This is a genomic window from Natrialba aegyptia DSM 13077, from assembly GCF_000337535.1.
In the GTDB taxonomy this organism is placed as follows: Archaea; Halobacteriota; Halobacteria; order Halobacteriales; family Natrialbaceae; genus Natrialba; species Natrialba aegyptia.
The window spans coordinates 436071-454068 of the sequence record NZ_AOIP01000015.1 but is presented as its reverse complement, the minus strand read 5'-3'; the positions used below and the strand labels follow the sequence as shown (position 1 = coordinate 454068).

Annotated in this window: 17 protein-coding genes; 9 read left to right on the top strand and 8 right to left on the bottom strand. The window is 63.0% G+C overall.

Annotation, left to right across the window (positions count from 1 at the left end):
- The first annotated feature begins 67 nt into the window (after window positions 1–67).
- Window positions 68–952 (top strand): CheF family chemotaxis protein, encoded by an 885-nt coding sequence (locus C480_RS06190; RefSeq protein ID WP_006664767.1) that lies wholly within the window; start codon window positions 68–70, stop codon window positions 950–952.
- Between the two features lie 51 nt (window positions 953–1003).
- Here the strand turns inward: C480_RS06190 and C480_RS06185 are convergent, their stop codons facing one another.
- Together C480_RS06185 and cheY are read right to left on the bottom strand one after the other, a co-directional pair.
- Window positions 1004–2224, bottom strand: coding sequence for a chemotaxis protein CheC (locus C480_RS06185; RefSeq protein ID WP_006664766.1), 1221 nt, complete (start codon window positions 2222–2224; stop codon window positions 1004–1006).
- 6 nt (window positions 2225–2230) lie between these two features.
- Window positions 2231–2587 (bottom strand): chemotaxis protein CheY, encoded by a 357-nt coding sequence (gene cheY / locus C480_RS06180; RefSeq protein WP_006664765.1) that lies wholly within the window; start codon window positions 2585–2587, stop codon window positions 2231–2233.
- Here cheY and C480_RS23430 point away from each other — a divergent pair.
- On the top strand, window positions 2586–2756 hold the full coding sequence (locus C480_RS23430; RefSeq protein ID WP_160164247.1) for a hypothetical protein: 171 nt from the start codon (window positions 2586–2588) through the stop codon (window positions 2754–2756). The genes cheY and C480_RS23430 overlap by 2 nt on opposite strands.
- A gap of 318 nt (window positions 2757–3074) precedes the next feature.
- Here C480_RS23430 and C480_RS06175 read toward each other — a convergent pair whose 3' ends face one another.
- A complete protein-coding gene (locus tag C480_RS06175) occupies window positions 3075–3884 on the bottom strand; it encodes a CheR family methyltransferase (protein ID WP_006664764.1) in 810 nt (269 codons plus the stop codon).
- A gap of 351 nt (window positions 3885–4235) precedes the next feature.
- Between C480_RS06175 and C480_RS06170 the strand changes: the two genes are divergently transcribed.
- Entirely contained in the window at window positions 4236–5882 is a 1647-nt protein-coding gene (locus C480_RS06170) for a methyl-accepting chemotaxis protein (protein WP_006664763.1), read from the top strand.
- A 9-nt stretch (window positions 5883–5891) separates the two neighbouring features.
- Window positions 5892–6659: a bacteriorhodopsin gene (locus C480_RS06165; protein WP_006664762.1), complete on the top strand. Its 768-nt coding sequence runs from the start codon at window positions 5892–5894 to the stop codon at window positions 6657–6659.
- Between the two features lie 223 nt (window positions 6660–6882).
- Here the strand turns inward: C480_RS06165 and C480_RS06160 are convergent, their stop codons facing one another.
- The 5 genes from C480_RS06160 to C480_RS06140 all read right to left on the bottom strand — a co-directional run bounded on the left by C480_RS06160 (window position 6883) and on the right by C480_RS06140 (window position 13035).
- Window positions 6883–8574, bottom strand: a complete 1692-nt coding sequence (locus C480_RS06160) for a globin-coupled sensor protein (protein ID WP_006664761.1) — start codon at window positions 8572–8574, stop codon at window positions 6883–6885.
- Window positions 8575–8699: 125 nt separating this feature from the next.
- Window positions 8700–9173 (bottom strand): chemotaxis protein CheW, encoded by a 474-nt coding sequence (locus C480_RS06155; protein WP_006664760.1) that lies wholly within the window; start codon window positions 9171–9173, stop codon window positions 8700–8702.
- Between the two features lie 12 nt (window positions 9174–9185).
- Window positions 9186–10856 carry a globin-coupled sensor protein gene (locus C480_RS06150; protein ID WP_006664759.1) on the bottom strand — a complete coding sequence of 557 codons (1671 nt, stop codon included), beginning with the start codon at window positions 10854–10856 and terminating at the stop codon, window positions 9186–9188.
- 140 nt (window positions 10857–10996) lie between these two features.
- Window positions 10997–12244, bottom strand: coding sequence for a chemotaxis protein CheW (locus tag C480_RS06145; RefSeq protein WP_006664758.1), 1248 nt, complete (start codon window positions 12242–12244; stop codon window positions 10997–10999).
- Window positions 12241–13035: a ParA family protein gene (locus C480_RS06140; protein WP_006664757.1), complete on the bottom strand. Its 795-nt coding sequence runs from the start codon at window positions 13033–13035 to the stop codon at window positions 12241–12243. Before C480_RS06140 ends, C480_RS06145 begins: the two co-directional genes overlap by 4 nt.
- A gap of 148 nt (window positions 13036–13183) precedes the next feature.
- Here C480_RS06140 and C480_RS06135 point away from each other — a divergent pair, with 148 nt between their 5' ends.
- The 5 genes from C480_RS06135 (at window position 13184) to C480_RS06115 (ending at window position 17995) form a co-directional block, all read left to right on the top strand.
- On the top strand, window positions 13184–13465 hold the full coding sequence (locus C480_RS06135; protein ID WP_006664756.1) for a hypothetical protein: 282 nt from the start codon (window positions 13184–13186) through the stop codon (window positions 13463–13465).
- The gene (gene cheB, locus C480_RS06130; RefSeq protein ID WP_006664755.1) at window positions 13465–14520 is read left to right on the top strand and encodes a chemotaxis-specific protein-glutamate methyltransferase CheB; all 1056 of its coding nucleotides are present in this window, start codon (window positions 13465–13467) and stop codon (window positions 14518–14520) included. Before C480_RS06135 ends, cheB begins: the two co-directional genes overlap by 1 nt.
- Window positions 14508–16601: a chemotaxis protein CheA gene (gene cheA, locus C480_RS06125; RefSeq protein ID WP_006664754.1), complete on the top strand. Its 2094-nt coding sequence runs from the start codon at window positions 14508–14510 to the stop codon at window positions 16599–16601. The genes cheB and cheA overlap by 13 nt, the downstream gene beginning before the upstream one ends.
- Before the next feature lie 90 nt (window positions 16602–16691).
- Window positions 16692–17219, top strand: coding sequence for a chemotaxis protein CheD (locus C480_RS06120; RefSeq protein ID WP_006664753.1), 528 nt, complete (start codon window positions 16692–16694; stop codon window positions 17217–17219).
- A gap of 65 nt (window positions 17220–17284) precedes the next feature.
- The gene (locus C480_RS06115) at window positions 17285–17995 is read left to right on the top strand and encodes an RAD55 family ATPase (protein ID WP_006664752.1); all 711 of its coding nucleotides are present in this window, start codon (window positions 17285–17287) and stop codon (window positions 17993–17995) included.
- Window positions 17996–17998: the final 3 nt, after the last annotated feature.

Here is a 17998-nt window from a genome sequence, read left to right as displayed (position 1 = left end):
CGGTGGTGAGGCTTCGTCAGCGACCGTCGTGTAAAGAGCTAAGAGATTTCGCCTAGAAGAACGGTGTATGACTGAAGACGTCGTCGCCGACTTTACTGGCCGGTTTTTCCGCAACCACGGTGAGTCGCCGGCCACGCCAACATCGGGGCGGATCATCATGACCAGACGGCGGCTCGTCCTCGCGACGAACGACGACAAGACGACGATTCCGCTCTCGACGGTGATCGATATTAACGTCGGCAACGTTCCGAGCCACGTCAAGCAGTTCTTCGATGACACGGTGACGATCGGGTACGACGTGGACGGGCGGACGCGAAGCGCGGTCATCGAGAGCACGGGCGAAACCGTCGACACCTTCGTTGCGATTCTCTTCCGCTGTCTGCTCAACGGCCGAAAGGCGGCGGTCAAACATCCGTCACGCGTCGGCGGTCGCGTGAAAGACACCCCCGTCGTCCCGGGAAAGATCCGCATCAAGAACCGGCAAATCGAGGTCACGACCAAACGCGACACGTTCAGCTTCGATGTCGAAACCGTCATGCGAATCGAGCGTTCGAACAAACTCGGCGACCGCGACGACCGCGTCACGCTGGTCGTCAAGTACATCGATACCGACACCGACGCCGGACTGACCAAAACCTCGCTGATCTCGCCGGCCAAGAGCCAGTACGTCAACCTGCTCGGCCGATTCCTCCGCCTCGAGTTCGACGACCTGCGCGAGGAGGTGGCGGATATCGATCTGACGAACCCCGAAAAGCGCGTGCTGGTCGGCATTCACGCGACGGGCGGCGATATCGACTTTACGAACATGCTCGACGGCGACCCGGCCTACGTGACGAACGTGTTGAACTCGGTCCAGAACAAAGACCTCGTGCTCGAGAACGGCAACGGGCTGTCGCTGACGGCGAAGGGACGGATTATCGTGAGCGAACGGATCGAAGACGTCAACGCCTGAGGTTCGGGTCGAACCGGGAGAAAGATAGAGGAAGAAACGACGAACGACGCGCTATCGTTGGCGGTCGAAGAGTTCGTCCGGATCCACGCGCGTATTCTCCGAGTTCTCGATCAGCAGATCGTCGAGCGCCTGCTTGAGTTCGGCGCGGCGCGGAAGCGCGAGCATCTGACAGGTAAACACCTGGTCGCTGTTGGTCTGGATGTTCGAATCGAGCATGAACGCGTGGTCGTCGGTTTCGGCCATCTGGGCCGTGATCGGCGTCATGATCGAGGAGCCGGTGTCGGCGACGAACTGGGGCGGTTCGTGCTTGATCTCGGCGTTCAACACGTTCGCCCAGCCGTCGACGAACCCGCTGGTCATGATGTTGCCGAGTTCTTTCAACGCTCCCTGTTCGACGGACCCCCACTGCTCGTCGGTCTCCATCGGCACGAGCGAATCGACGACGGCCCGGCCGGAGGGCTGGTCGAAGAGAATCACGAGATTCCCGCTGAATTTCCCGTCGAACGGCATAACCGTGCCGACGTAGCGCTTGTTGCCGACCTCCATCGGAATGTCCTCGATCGGCACCAGCGTCAGCCGGCTGATCTCGACGGTCGTATCGATGCCGGTCATCGACGTGATGTTCGTCGCGGCTTTCTCCGCCCCCTCCTTGGTCATGTCGTTGAAAACCTTGAGCTTCTCCACCGAGACGATGTCGTCGGTCTTCGGCTCGAACGCCCGCTCGAGCGAACTCGAGTCGGGAACGAGGAGGATTCGAAAGTCGATCGGCTCGTTAACGCCGTCGTGGGACGCCTCGACGCGACTTCGGAAGACGAACAGGTAATTCTCCTCGTTCGTCGCGGACTTCGGGAGCACGTCCGTACCCGTCCCCTCGATGTATGCCGGCGGCGAACTCTTGATCTTCGCGTTCAGGTAGTTCGCCCAGCCGTCGACGAAGCCGCTGGACATGATATTGCCCACTTCCTTGATGCTGCTCTTTTTCTTCGCCGGATCGTCGGCCGGCACGAGCTCGTCCGTGATGGCCTTGCGTCCCTGCTCGTCGAACGCCAGGACGACCTCGCCCGCGATTTCGCCGGAGAGGTCGATGTTGACGCCGGCGTACTCGTTGCCGATGAACTCGTACTGGAGATCCGACGAGGCCATCAGGGAGACGTTCGTCACCTGAACGGTCGTACTGATGCCGGTGAGCTGGGAGAGCGACTCGGCGGCCGATCGGGCACCGTCGTGAGCGAGCTCTTGGTAGGTCTCGAGCTCGCGGATGTCGATTTGCATGGAGAATTACTCGGCGGCGATGCTGTTGAGTTCTTCCAGGACGCTCTCCTTCTGGAACGGTTTCGTGATGTACCCTTCGGCACCGGCTTTGATCGAGTCTTTCATCTGCTCGGCCTGCTCGACGCTGGTGCACATGACGACCTTTGCGGTGGAGTCCATATCGGTGATCTCGTCGGTCGCCTCGATCCCGTCTTTGATCGGCATCACGATGTCCATAAAGACGATGTCCGGCTGTTCTTCCTGATAGAGCTCGACGGCTTCGACCCCGTTTTCGGCCTCGCCGACGATGGTGTGGTCCTCCTCCAAAATTTCACGGAGGAGATCCCGCATGAAGCCGGAATCGTCCGTGATCAGCACATCCATGGACGAGTCAATACACTCAGATTACTTAATGATATTGACCAAGATAATGACACTGGGTGCTGTGATAAACACGGCTGTGAGAGCGCCGGTGAGAGCCGTGGTGATGGCAATAGTGGTGGTGAGGGCGAGGGTGATAGTTGATGGTGGTGCGTGTAAACCAAGCGTGTGACGGGAATCGGGGAGTCCGAAAGATCGGCGTTCGCGATGATCGGGGGTAGCGGCTNGATAGTTGATGGTGGTGCGTGTAAACCAAGCGTGTGACGGGAATCGGGGAGTCCGAAAGATCGGCGTTCGCGATGATCGGGGGTAGCGGCTCTGATACTGCCTGTGTGCCGCCCGAGTGAGGACGGTTTCGGTCGACTGCATTGCCGAACGGCCATAAGCTTTACAACCGTATGGGCATAAACCGGTTCTATATCTGATAATAGAAGCGAGAATACGGGTTAGTACATCCGGGCGGCGGGAAAAACAAACGCGTTACTCGGTCCTACGTTCGGCGGTAGATCCGATGGCGGTTGTCAGTGGCCTCGAACGTGGACTTGAGGGCCGGTGGAATCGTCTCGCTCTTGCCGATGACGAGATAGCCGTCCCGGCGAAGCGACCGGGCGATCGTCTCGAGCATCGAGCGCTTGTACTCGGTGTCGATGTAGATGAACAGGTTCCGGCAGGTCACGAGGTTGAACCCGGACTTCGACGCACCGCTGATGAGGTCGTGGCGTTCGAAGGTGACGGATCGTTTGACCGACTCGCGGACGCGATACGTGTCGGCGTCGGGATCGTGGTCGACGTACTGCTCGTAGTTCGACAGGAACCCGAGTTCACCGCCGAGGTCGGTCGTTCGGGAGTCCTCGTAGACGCCTTCGCGGGCGACATCGAGCGCGTCCTCGCTAATGTCGGTCGCCAGGATTTCGACGGCGGTCTCGTCGATCTGAGGGTCGTCGTGGACGAGCATCGAGAGGGAGTAGGGTTCGCGCCCGTCCGCACAGGCGGCACTCCAGATGGTGAGTTGCCGTTCGCTCGCCGAAAGCGTTCGGAGAACGTCTCGGAGCCCATCCCAGACCTCAGGATTGCGAAAGAAGCCCGTGACGTTGATACTCATCGAATCGAGCAGCGCCGCCTGTTCGTCGGCATTCGCCCGGAGGTACTCGAAGTACTCGTCGTAGTCGTCACACTCCGTTCGCCGGAGTCGAGCCGTGACTCGTCGGTCGAGGTAGCTATCGTTGTAGTGGCTGGGCGAAAATCCCAATTCGGTTTCCATATAATCGAGAAGCGCAGTGAACGAGTCGTCGACAGTCACGGTTCTACGTAACTCTCAGATTTTGTGCAATAATAATCTTCCGGCACTGTGTAGCCGTCTTACGTGTCTTAAATCGTTGCTTCGTATATGTGTATTCGAATATATGTGGTGGAGTTTCAACGCGGAAATCGCCGGCAAGCCCCGAGATACCGAGGACCTGATGGTGACACTAACGTGGAGGCTGCCGTAGTTCGAGTGGGAAGTGACTGGCCTGTGGTGTCGTGTCTCGTCGTCCGAGTCGCTGGCAACAACGGTTATGTACGCCGAGTGTGAGGGATACGGTACTATCGAGAGTCAGTTCAGCCAGCCGGTTGAACGGGCCCTATACCACCGCTGCGAGGAGACTACGGGATGCAACTCGATTCACTGATACCAACGACGATTCGACGCCAGTATAGTGTCAAAATAGCCGTCGCGATGGGCTGTGTCGCCGCTGTGACGATCGGATTCGGAGTGCTGTTCGGACTCCACATCGTCAACGGGCCGGCGGACGGAGTCCAGGACCGAGCCATCGCCGCGCTGACCGGATTACTGGTCGTTTTCTCGGTCAATCTCGGGCTCGTCGGGATCGTCCTCGGCGGCAACGTCGCGCTCGCACTTCGCCAACTCGGTGATAGCGCCGAGCGGATCGGTGACGGCGAGTTCGACGTGGACGTAGAAACCGATCGCGTCGACGAGATCGGCCGCCTATACGGGTCGGTTGGGACGATGCGTGACTCCCTCGAGACGACGCTCAAGGACATGGAAAGCGAACGAGAGCGGGCGCAAACGGCCCAGCAAGAGGCCGAGAAGCAGGCCGAACAGTTGGAGGCCGAGCGAGAGCGGATTCAAGACCTCCAGCACCAGGCCGAGCGCCAGAACCACCTCCTCGTCGAGGAGGCACAGCGCTTTTCGGCCGTGATGGACGAGTGTGCCGACGGCGATCTCAGCCAGCGCCTCGATCCGCAGGTCGACGACGAGGCTATGCAAGCGATCGCCGACTCGTTCAATCGGATGCTCGACCAGATCGGCGATGTCGTCATCGAGGTTCAGGAGACGAGCGAGACGGTCGATGAGATGTCCGCGGATCTCCAGGGCTCGAGCCAGCAGATCCGCGCAGCCAGCCAGGAAGTCGCCGAGTCGGTCCAGGAGATCGCGGACGGAGCGACGGGACAAACCGACGACCTCGAAGTTGCGGCAAGCGAGGTCAGTGACCTTTCCGCGGCCACCGAAGAAGTCGCCGCGACGACCTCCGAAATCGCGACCCAGTCCGAGGAGATGTCGACGCTGGCGGACGACGGCCAAAACGCTGCCGCCGACGCGGCGGACAACATCGACGAACTGGTTGCGACGACCGAACGCGTCGTCGGGACCGTCGACGAACTCAACCGCGAGGCGGATCAGATCGGCGAAGTCATCTCGCTCATCGACGACATCGCCGACCAGACGAACCTTCTCGCGCTGAACGCGAACGTCGAAGCGGCCCGCGCGAACGAGAGCGGTAACGGCTTCGCCGTCGTCGCCAACGAGATCAAGGCCCTCGCCGAGGAGACGATGGACGCCGTCGACGAAATCGAGGGCACGCTCGAATCGATCCGCGACCGAACCGAGACGACTGCAGACGAGATTACGACGGTCGACTCGAACATCAAGATGACCGCAACGCGCGTCGAGGAACTCCAATCCCAGCTCGAAACGATCACCACGGAAGCGGATCAGATGGACGCGAGCATTCAGGAAATCGCCCAGACTGCAGACGACCAGGCGAGTTCAGCCCAGGAACTCGCGACGATCGTCGACGACGTGACCAGCGTCTCGGCGGAGACGAGTAGCCAGTCCGAACAGGTCGCGGCTGCAGCCGAGGAGACGACGGCGACGACCGAGAACGTCTCGTCGATGGCGGGCGACCTCGACGAGCAGGCACAGCGGCTGAACGAACTGCTTGCGACGTTCACGATCGGGAGACAGACCGGTGCGACGCCGGCCGCGGCTGGCGTCCCCGGCGCGGGTGACGACTGACGAGTGCCGATGATCGAACACACCACCACCTTCACGCTAACGAGTGCGATCCTCGCGGCGATGACCGTCGGCTTCCTCGTCCGGACGCGTCGGCTCGCGGTGAACTCGCGACGGTACGGCTACGCGGTCGTCGGTGCGTGCGCTGCGATGTGCGCGGCGTATCTGCTCATGGCTGCGGAGCTGCTGACCGTGACGACGACCGGTCGCGAGGAGTCCATCGCACGGTTTCTGGGGTACTCGATCGCCTGGGGAACGGTTTGTTACGTCCTCGGTGCCGTTTCGGGTGCAGACCGCCGGTACACGTTGGCGGCGTTCGGCGCGATTCTGATCAGTCTCTGGGCGACGGTGGCGAGTTGGATTCTCGGCGGGCGCGCCGGAACGCTCGTCTCGCTCGTCATCGTGGCCGGCGTGATCGCACTGGCCGGCGTGCTGTACGGGCCGCTCGCACCCGGTGAGAAACGAACTGGCAGTGAACGAACGCTGCTGTACACCCGACTCAAAAAACTGACCGTCCTCGTGTTCGTCGGCCTCCTCGTGACGGGGATGCTGTCCGAGCAAAACCTCGCGTTTACCGACGCGTTCGTCGGCCAGACGCTCGCGACGTACCTCGATATCGTCTGGCTCGCCGGCTTCGGCAGCCTGGTTCTCGAGAGCGCGGCTGCACTCGGCGATACCGCACCGGCCGCTCCGATGAACTCGCCGCCGACTGCGGGCGATACCGCCGGCAATAGCGACAGTGCCGGCGATGTTCCCAAGACAGTTCAGCGCGCAGAGTGAGCCGTGCTGTTCGGCCGCTCGTTTCTCCATCGAGCTTCCGTTCTCCCCGTCTTCGCTCGACGCTTTCCGCCCGTTCAATTCGCGCCGCTCCGTTCGATACTCGTGAGCCCCGCCACCAACTGCAACTGAACTCGAGAGCCCGCCTGGAGTACCAGCTCAAACTGTTTACACACTCCTCACACAGTTGTCGTGCGATTAGATGTGCTTTGACTGGCAGCGCCTTTCAGTGGCGACGAGAGTTCGACAGTTCGTCCTGTGCGAGTCGGTCGACTTCCGATTCGATTTCGTCGACCAACTCGTCGACCCGATCGTTTTGCTCGACGATCGCCTCGATTTCGTCGGCGACTTCGTGTGATTGGTCCATTGCAGTATCGGTCATACTCGCGACCTCTTCGGTGCTTGCGGCCTGATCGTCGGTCGCCGTCGCGACCTCCTGGATGCCGGTACTTGCCTCCTGGACCGATTCTTCGATGCGTTCAAGATTGTCGACGGTTTCTTCGACCAGTTCGACACCGCTCTCGATTTCGTCGTTTGCGGTTTCGAGACTCTCGACGGTTTCCTCAGTATCGTCCTGGATCTGGTCGATCATCCGCTCGATGTTCTTCGCCTCCTCCTGGGACTCCTCGGCGAGGGACTTGACCTCGTTGGCGACGACGGCGAAGCCGTCACCGGCCTCGCCTGCCGTTGCCGCTTCGATCGAGGCATTCAGCGCTAACAGGTTCGTCTGATCGGCGATGTCGTTGATCACGTCGACGATATCGTCGATCTTCTGGACGCTCTCGCGCAGGTTCTCGACGTCCGCCGTCACCTCATCCGCCGCCTCGTCGACAACGCCCATCTTGTTGATGGCCTCCTCGGCCGTGTCCGTGGTATCGTTCGCGATTTCTTCGGCGCGTTCGCTCGTCGCACTGACCTCCTCGGCGTTCGAGGCGATCTCCTCGACCGTCGCCGAGAGTCCCGCGACCTCGCTCGAAATCTCACCCATCGCGTCGGACTGGCTGGCCGCCAACTCGCTGATCTCACCGGAGCGGTCCGAAACCTCCGCCGACCGCTCCCGGAGTTCAGTGACGGACTGCTGGACGTTCTGCGAGACGTGCGTTCGGTGCTCGAGTTCAGCCTCGACGTCCGCGTAGGCGGTGATGTAGGTGTCCATCGCGATCTGCTGGTCGACGTTCAGCAGTTTGAGCGCGGACAGGGAGTGCTCGACCATCTCGTTGACCATCGCACGGGCTTGCGAGAGCGGGACGAGCGGGTCGTCGCTGTCGCTTGCGTCGATTGTCCCTGCGATCTCGGCTCCAGTCTCGCTCCCGCTTTTCCGTCCGTTTTCAACGCCGCTTTCAACGTCGGTTTCAGCCGCACCGGCGGGGGCAGCCGCCGCTTCCATATCGGCTTTCGCCTCGTCGGCGAGCGCATCGAGAATACCCTCGTAGTAGATGGTATAGCCGCCGAGATAGAACTTCGGTCCCAGATCGAGCATGTCGTGAATCTTGCCGATCCTGGCCCGGCGCTCGACGTACTGTTTGCCGTACTCGCCGCGGCCGAGATCCCTGAGATACTCGGCCTGAGTTCGTTTGAGCGCCTCGACTGACTTCGAGGAACTATCGATGATCGCCGTCGCCGCCGCGTCCGACTGCAGGTGATCGTAAAACTCCGTGACGACTTCGTCGGCGATGTCGTCGAAGAGCGATTCCATCGATTCGAGTCGGTCGGCGTCTTCGGGGCCGAAGCCGGTGAACTCCTTTCGCCACTCGATCTCGCGGCGGTCGAGACCGATTTCGTCGGCGAGTGCTTCCCCGTCGACCTGCCCCCGATTCGTCGCGTCGATCTTGAACTCAGCTCCGCCGTTCGAATCCGAATCCGCATTCGGACCCGACTCTCGGTTCCGATCCCGTTGCTCGTCGCGTTGCGTACGCATTAAGTCCTTCTTTCGCCGATCCGATCATATACTTGGTGGCAGGCAGCCGAGTGGTGACGCCCGGTCGGAGTCGGCACCCCCGAATCGAGTACCGCTCTCGGGCGGCCGATCCACGCGTCAGGGACTCACACCCGAACCGCCGTCGGATCGATCCACAGGACGAACTCGTCGTCCTGGCGAACGATCCCCGCGATCCCGTCCCCCTCGACCGACGTATCCACGGCGTCCGTCTCCAGCTGTCGAACCTGGTGGACCTCGTCCGCGAGCCACCCGATCCGATCCGTCGACCCGCGCTTTCGCTTGAAGACGATGATCCGACTCCCGAGTTCATCGCCGGCGTCCTCGCCGAAAATCGTCCGCAAATTCACGATTTTCGTGGTCTCGCCGCGCAGATCCATCACGCCCTCGACGTGGGCCGGCGTGTTCGGGATCGGCGTCAACTCGTCGGTGTTGACGATCTCCGCGACGTACCCGATATCGACGCAGTATCTGTTCTCGCCGAGATCGAACTCGAGGACGTGTGCGCTCGCACTCGCAGTTGCGTCCGTCTGGCTCTCGTCGGGTTGTTGCGTGCCGTCGTCCGTGTTCGTCGTGCTCATGGGCGGTAGTGATCAGTTCGCGTCCGTCGAGAGTCGACGGACGTCGGTTTCGATCTCCTCGAGCAGGTCCTCGACCGTCGTCGCGTGCTCGTCGATCGTTCCGAGGCCGTCGACGACCTGCTGGGACTGTTCCATCGCGGTGTCGGTCATGCTCGCGACCTCCTCGGTGCTCGCGGCCTGGTCGTCGGTTGCCGTCGCGACCTCCTGGATGCCGGTACTCGCCTCCTGGACCGAGTCTTCGATCCGTTCGAGATTGTCGACCGTCTCTTCGACCAGATCGACGCCGGTCGAGACGCGCTCGTTCGCCGTATCGAGGCTTTCGACTGTTTCCTCGGTATCGTTCTGGATCTGCCCGATCATCCGCTCGATGTTCTTTGCCTCCTCTTGGGACTCTTCGGCGAGGGACTTGACCTCGTTTGCGACGACGGCGAAGCCGTCACCGGCCTCGCCCGCCGTCGCCGCCTCGATCGAGGCGTTCAGCGCGAGGAGGTTCGTCTGATCGGCGATGTCGTTGATCACGTCGACGATCTCGTCGATCTTCTGGACGCTCTCGCGCAGGTCTTCGACGTCCGCCGTCACCTCGTCCGTGGCTTCCTCGACACCTTCCATCTGGTCGATGGCCTCCTCGGCCGTGTCCGTGGTGTCGTTCGCGATTTCCTCGGCGCGTTCGCTCGTCGCACTGACCTCCTCGGCGTTCGAGGCGATCTCTTCGACCGTCGCCGAGAGGCCCGAGACTTCGCTTGCGATCTCGTTCATCGCGTTCGACTGCTCGCTCGCGAGTTCGGAAATCTCGGTCGTCCGGTCCGTGACGGCGGCGGTCGAGTTCGCGGCGTCGCTGAGCGTGTCCTGAATGCGCGCGTGGGTATTCTCGCGGTCGTCGCGAGTTCGGGCCTGTTCCTCGAGTCGGGACTCGTACTCCGCGAGCCGGGCGTCGTCCTCTTCGAGTTGCCGTTCGTACGACTCGACCTGCGATTCGTGGGCGCTCGCGTATGAGCGTATCGCGAGTTGCTGGTCGACCAGGGTCAGGCGCAGCAGCGAGAGCGTTCGATCGACCACCGCGTCGACGGCGTCGTCGACGGCGTCACCGCCGGCAGCATCGACGGAGCCGGTGTCGTCGTCACGGTCACGATTACGATTACGATCGCCACCCGGCACACCGTCTCCACCCGCGCTCCCGAACTCGGCTTTCACGTCGGCACCGAGTTCGGCGAGGAGCGTCTCGTAGATGGCACCGAACGAGCCGATGTAGGCGTCGGGGCCGGCCGCGAGGAGGGTCGCGATGGCTGGACTCGACAGCCGGTCGTCGAAGAACGCAGCGTCGGTTCGGCCCCCTTCGAGACCGTCAATTAGCGCCGACTGCGCGGCTTCGAGGTCGCGCGTGCTCGCGTCGGGCTGTTGGTCGAGGGCGGTCGAGACCGCGGGATGGCGACAGGCGGCCTCGACGGCGTCTTCGGGGAGCTCCGACCGAGCACTCTCGAAGATGTGTGATAGCGAGTCGAGTCGGGCCTCGTCCTCGGCGTCCAGCGACACGAGTTCGGTTGCGCGGTCGACGCTTGCGGGGTCGACGGTGACGTTCGCGATGGCGTCTCCGTCCGCGTTCGAGGCCGGGCCGTTGCGCTCGGTGGCGCGGTCGGTGTCGGCCGCGGTCTCGAGACGGGAGGCTCCGCCGTCCGTTCTGGGCATAGTCGTGACAGTGATAGTCAGCTAAATAAGTGTTTTTGCAGATTCGGGTGAGACGGGCGCTGGCCGGCCATAACAGTCATATACGGTGGCTACTCGACCGGTGATCGATACCCGAGTCGCAACGGACAACGGCGTCTCACCTAGTCGATTGTTTCGATGAGTTCGTCGATGTCGAGCCAGGCGACGAGCGTCGTCCGGTCGTCGCCGTCCTGTTTCTTGATGATGCCGCGGACGCAGTCGTGCTGGTGGTCGCCCGCGGCGTCCATCACGCTGCCCGTCTCGTCGATCTGGGAGTCGCGGTAGGTGACCGCCTGGGACACGTCGGTCACGCGGACGCCGAGTTTCTGCTTGTCGTCGTCGCGTTCGAGCACCACGATGTACTGGTCGTCCGAGAGTTCGTTGCGCTCGACGTCGAGCATCGTCGTCGGATCGAGAACGCCCGTGATCTCGCCGCGCAGGTCCGTCACGCCGTCGATCGCTTCCGGTCCGCGCGGGAAGCGCGTGATGTCTTTCATCTCGACGATGGCGCTGATTCGATCGATTTCGATGGCGTATCGGTTCTCGTTGAGATAGAACTCGAGCATCTGGATGGTCGACTCGTCGTCGTGGGCGGAGTGGATCAGCGTGTTGCCCTGCTCGAACATCTCGTTCTTGCGACCGGCGGTGCCCTCGCCGTAGCCGTCGGTATCCTCCATCATGGCCGAGGCGTCGACGGTCGGCTCGGAGCCGACGTCCGCGAGGTTTGCGACGGCGGATTGGCCGGCGATTGCGCCGCCGAGTTCGGTGGTGGTTGCGTTAGCGTTGGCACTGGCGTCGGCGGTGGCGGTCGCGTCTGCGGTGACGGTCGCGTCGGCGGTCGTCTCGGTTTCGTCGTAGTTGACTGTGACGTCGCCGGTGTCGGTATCGGTTCCAGTGTCGGTGCCGGTGGTGGCGGCAGCGTCGGCGGGTGCGCTCTCAGTTTCGGTAGCGGCTCCACCGGTGCCGGTTTCGGCACTGTTGCCATCGCCATCGGTGACGGCCACCTCGTCCTCCTGTGTCTCGTCGAGAGGTGCTGGTTCGGTCGTCGACGTGTCTTCTGCGTGGGCCGCGTCCGTGTTCCGACTCGAGTTCACCGCGTCGTCTGCGTCCGTGTCTGTGTCTGTGTCCGGATCCGGGTTCGGTTCCGCGTCGGCAGCGGTCGCTGTTTCCCGCTCCGTCTCCGTTGCGCCCGACGGGGTGGGTTCGGTTTCGGTTGGAGCCGTCGATTCAGTCTCTGTCTCAGCTTCAGCCTCGGATTGGGATTCGGATTCGGATTCAGATTCGGACGCCGTCTCAGCGTCGTCGCTTTCGGTACCACTGGTCGCGCGGTTGCGCATCTCTCGGATGCGTCGTGCTCTGTCGTCGGTCATGCCGGTACCTCCTGTGGGCTGCACTGCTCGTCGACCGTCTCGGCCATGTCGAGGAACACCTCGGTCATGTCCGTCTCCTCGTCGACTGCAAAGACGGAGTTGCCGGCAGCGAACGCCCGCTGGAGGGCGACCCGCTTTCGGACCCGAAACAGCGGCACGCTCGGTAGCGCCTCGTCGAACCACTCGAGCATCTCCGTCGCCGCCCGCGTGTTCTCGATCCGGTTGGCGACCAGCGCCCGCGGCTCGATCGTCACGTCGTGGTCCATCTCGAGCGCCCCGACGTAGTCGAACAGCAACTCGAGCGAGCGCTTGCTCGTCGGTTCGGCGAGCGCCGGGATCACGAGGTTTTCCGTCGCGTACAACGCGTTGTCCGTCAACAGCCCGAGGTGTGGCGAACAGTCCACGATCGTGACGTCGTAGTCGCCGTCGGCCTCGAACCGGTCCAACAGCGTATCCAGCCGCGTCTCGCCGTCCGGTTCCTGGACGAGCGTCGATTCTGCCGCGTTCATATCGACGTTACTCGTGACGACGTCCATCTCCGCGTGCTCACGGCGCAAGGCGTCGAGTTCGACGCCGGCCGGATCGACGAGGCCGTCGAGCAGCGACGGCGGCTCGTCGTCGTAGGCCTCGAGCAGTCCGAGCCCCTCGGTCGCGTTGCCCTGCGGATCGAGATCGACGAAGAGCACGTCCCGTCCGAGTTCGTTCAACGCACCGGCGAGGTTGATCGCGACGGTCGTCTTTCCGACGCCTCCTTTCTGATTTGTCACACACAGCCGAGCAGCTCCCGCCATTCGAGTGAGTCGTTTCAACTCTGCCTACATAACTCACACGGCCAGGGGGTTCGTGGCGGCAGTAGTCGTGGCGGTGTCTGCGGTGTCACGCTCGCGGCGGACCACAGCGGCCGAACGCTTTATGCGGAGGTCATTACAAACCAGTGCCATGGCAGTGAACGGATCGAGCGTCGACACCGTCGAGACGGCGGTTGCGGCGGCCGCGGTGGCTGGTTCTCCCGTCCGTCGGGCGGTCAGTGCTGGCGCGTCGGGCGATGGGGTCGGGTGGACCGAACGCCGGGAGAGGTATCTCGGCGGTCCGACTCGGGCACCGGAGAGACGGGACGGGGCGACGTGGACGGCGAACCGATCGGGATGGGATCGCGGCGGAACACACCACTGCGTGCAGGATCGGCCGCCTGCCCGTCACGGAGACGGGAGACGCAGCTAATGGTTCGAGCAGTTATCGCGGACGATTCGGCGGTGATGCGCGAGACGCTCGGAAAGATCCTCGAAGACGGCGGCATCGACGTGGTCGCCCGGGCCAAAGACGGCACCGAGGCGGTCGAGTTCATCGAGCGTCACGATCCCGACGTGGCGACGATCGACATCCAGATGCCGGGATTGACGGGCCACGAGGTCATCGAACGGGTGATGGCCGAGCATCCGATTCCGATGCTGGTCATCAGTTCCCAGACGACGCGCAACGCGGATGCGACGTTCGACGCGCTGGAGGCCGGAGCGGTCGATTTCCTGGCGAAGCCGTCGGGGGACGGCTCGGTCAATATCTGGTCCCAGCAGGAGACGATCGTCGATCGGGTCAGGGCGGTCGCGCAGGCGGACGTGGCGGGGATGGAGACGGACCGATCCAGCCGCGAGCGGTCCGACCCCCAGCCGATCGCCGTCAACGCCGAATTCCCCTGCGATCCGACGCTCGTCATCGGTGCATCGACCGGCGGCCCGCGGGTCGTCGAACGAGTGCTGTCCGAGCTGCCACCGCGGGCAGGGTTGCGGGTACTGGTGGTCCAACACATGGCAGATCATTACACAGAGCGGTTCGCAAAACGGCTCAACGACCGAACGGCGTACGACTTTCGAGAGGCGCGAGACGGCGATACCGTCGGCCCCGGCGAGGGCGTCCTGGCGAAGGGCGGCTCGCACCTTCGGGTGACCGACGCGACCGGCGGGACGCTTTCCGTTTCCCACGGCGACGGCCCCAAACGACATAACGTCAGGCCGGCGATCGATGTAACGATGGAAACCGCAGCCGAAACGGTCACCGGCAATCTCGCCGGTGTCGTTCTCACCGGGATGGGTGCCGACGGCGCAGCCGGACTCGCGGCGATCACGGACGCCGGCGGGAAGGCGATCGTCCAGGACGAGGACACGTCCCGCGTCTACGGCATGCCGAAGGTCGCCGCCGAACGGGTCGATGTCGATATGGTCCTTCCGAAGGACCGGATCGCCGAAGGAATCACGAACGCCTTCCGGGGGTGGTCCGCGTGAGCGACGCGACCAGCACCTTCGTCCAGGAGAGCCAGGAAGACATCCAGAAGTTGAACAACGCCCTGCTCGATCTGGAGGACGACCCCGAGAGTTCAGATGCCATCGAGACCGTGTTCCGGGTCGCCCACAACCTCAAGGGCAACTTCGGCGTGATGGGCTATACGACGGCGAGCAACCTCGCCCACGCGATCGAGGACTTGCTCGACTGCATCCGCGACGGCGAACTCGCGGTCACGGCCGAGCGCATGGACCTCATCTTCAGCGGCGTCGACCACCTGGCCCGGATGGTCGAGGAAATCTCTGACACGGGCGAGACGAATACCGATCCGGCGGAGACGATCGAGGCGATTCGAGCGTCGATCGACGAGGAGGCGGCTGCTGAAGCCGACGGCGACGAGACTGATGGGTCGGCGGCAAACGCAGACGCCGTCGACAGCGACCGCGACGTCCCGCTCGCCGAACTCGCCGACGATATCGACCTCGCTGAACTCGAGGCCGAGACGAGCGTTTACCGGGCCGCACTCGAGGTCGCCGACACCGGCTCGCCCCAGGTCGACGCGATGTTCGTCATCGACTCGGCGAACGACGAGTTCGAGTTGCTTCGGACGGTCCCCTCGAACGCGGCGATCGAGGACGGCGAGTTCGACGCCGCCTTCGACGCCTACGTCGCGACGACCGATTCGGACGCGGACCGGGACGCCGTCGCGTCGTTCTTCGAGGACGACCGGTACGTCGAGGGCGTCACCGTCGCCGAAGTGACCGACGGGATCGTCGCCGAGGAGCGAGACGACGGGAACAGTGACGGCGACGGCGATGGGGATGGGGATGATGCGACCGACGATGTCGCCGATGCCGGTGCCGACGCCGACGCCGACGCCGACGAGTCGACCGACGGCGATTCGGACTCGACGAGCGAATCGAGCGTCACCCACAGCAGCAAGGAAGTCGAATCCATTCGGGTCGATGTCGAACAGGTCGATCAGCTCTACAACCAGGTCGAGGAGATGGTCACGAGCCGGATCAAGCTCCGCAAGATCATCGAAGGCAGCGACCTCGTCGAGGCCGAAGACGAACTCGAGGAGCACGGCAAGATCACGGCGAGCCTGCAGGATACCGTCCTCGAAATCCGGTTGGTGCCGCTGAAGAAGATCGTCGGCAACTTCCCGCGGGTCGTTCGCGACCTCGCGCGCGAGCAGGACAAGGAGATCGACTTCCGGATGGAGGGCGTCGATATCGAGATGGACCGCTCGATCCTGAACGAACTGAGCGATCCGCTGATGCACCTCATCCGGAACGCCGTCGACCACGGGATCGAGTCGCCCGAAGAGCGCGAACGCAAGGGCAAGCCCCGCGAGGGGACGATCACGCTCACGGGCGAACGCGAGCGCGACCGCGTCTCCGTGACGGTCGAAGACGACGGCGGCGGCCTCGACGTGGAGAAAATCCGCTCCAAGGCGGTCGAGCAGGGTATCATGAGCGAGGACGAGGTCGCACTTCTGGACGACTCCGAGGTCTACGACCTCATCTTCCACCCCGGCTTCTCGACGACCGACGAGGTCACGGAAGTCAGCGGCCGCGGCGTCGGGATGGACGTGGTCAACCAGGTCGTCCGCGGCGTCGACGGCTCGATCAACGTCGAGAGCGAACCCGACGAGGGGACCGCTATCACGCTTATGCTGCCAGTCAGCGTCGCCATCGTCCGCGTCCTGTTCGTGACCGCCGGCGACGAAACCTACGGCGTTCCGATCAAGAACATCGACGAAATCTCCGAGTTCGAAGACGTGACGCTCGAGTCGGTCGAGGGCCGACAGACCGTCACTCACGACAACAAGGTCTACCCGCTGCTCTCGCTCGGCGACCGCCTCGACGTTCCGGACACCGAACCCGACGGAGACGACATGGTCGTCCGCATCAAGGAGGACGTCAGACAGGTTTGCATCCGCTGCTCGGACGTTATCGGCCAGGAGGAGGTCGTCATCAAGCCCTTTGAGGGCGTCCTGAGCGGTGCGCCCGGGATCAGCGGGGCATCCGTCCTCGGCGAGGGCGAAGTCGTGATGATCCTCGACGTAGATACGCTGTGATCACCTCCCGGTACGGAGTCACATCGGATCAGTACAACGACCACTCCGCCCACAACCACCCCAACCACCACAACACGGAGGACACAAGAAATGCCTGACCACACGCGGATCGATCGACCGCCGGGAACCCGCGACCCGGACGAAACCGGTGCCATCCCAGTCGGGCTCGCCGAGTTCGCACTCACGACGGACGGCGCGACGCTGAAGACGAGCGGACTCGGCTCCTGTATCGGCGTCGCGATCCACGACGAAACCGCCGGCGTGAGCGGACTCTTGCACTTCATGCTCCCGGCTGCCGCCGACGCGAACGGCACCCACCCCGACGCGAAGTTCGCCGATACGGGCATCGAATCGATGCTCGACGCGTTCCGCGAGCACGGCGGCCACCCCGCGCGCTCGTGGGCCAAAGTCGCCGGCGGCGCGCGGATGCTCGAGTTCAACCGACTCGCACCCGTCGGCGAACGGAACGTCGCGGCCGTCCGGCGCGAACTCGAAGCCGCGAACGTCCGCATTCGAGCGACGGACTTCGGCGGCTACCACGGCCGCTCGCTCGCGTTCGACCCGTCGACGGAGACGCTGACGGTGACGAGCGCGGACGGCGTCGTTCGACGCCTCTGAGCGCCCACCCGTCGCCGGGCGGGCCGCCAGAATTTATTTATCGGACACGTTCCTGATTCCCGACAATGCGAATTTCATCGGGTGTACCGGGATTCGACGAACTGGTCGACGGCGGCATCTTGAAAGACCGCCTGTACGTCATCAGCGGCCCGCCCGGCAGCGGCAAGACGACGTTCTGCTCGCAGTTCGTCACGAAAGGAGCCATCGACGGCGAAACCACGCTGTTTCTGACGCTTCACGAATCCCAAACCGAACTCGTCAACGACATGGCGAACTATGAGTTCGGCTTCGACAAGGCGGTCAGTTCCGGCCACGTGAAAGTGCTCAACGTCTTCGATACGGAAGCGCAACGACTCTTCTCTTCGTCGTCTCGAGGATCGGGCGAGTTCCCTTCAAACGTCGAGAACCTCTCGAACCAGCTCGTCGCGTTCGTCGAATCGCGCGATGTCGACCGGCTGGTGATCGACTCGACGATGTTGCTCGAGTACTACTTCTCGGACGACCTCAACGCGCTGATCAAGTTCCTGACGAAGTTAAAGCGCGCCGACGCGACGGTCGTCCTCATCTCGGAGATGACCGATCCCTCCTCGTACTCGGACGGCCACTACCTTGCTCACGGCGTCGTCTTCATGCACAACTACCTGGAGTCCGGCGGGATGACCCGCGGCGTCCAGATCATCAAAATGCGCGGTACCCGGATCGATTGTGATATTCGACAGGCCGAGTTCACGAATCGCGGCCTGCGAGTCGACCCGAACACGAACATCCAGACCTGACTC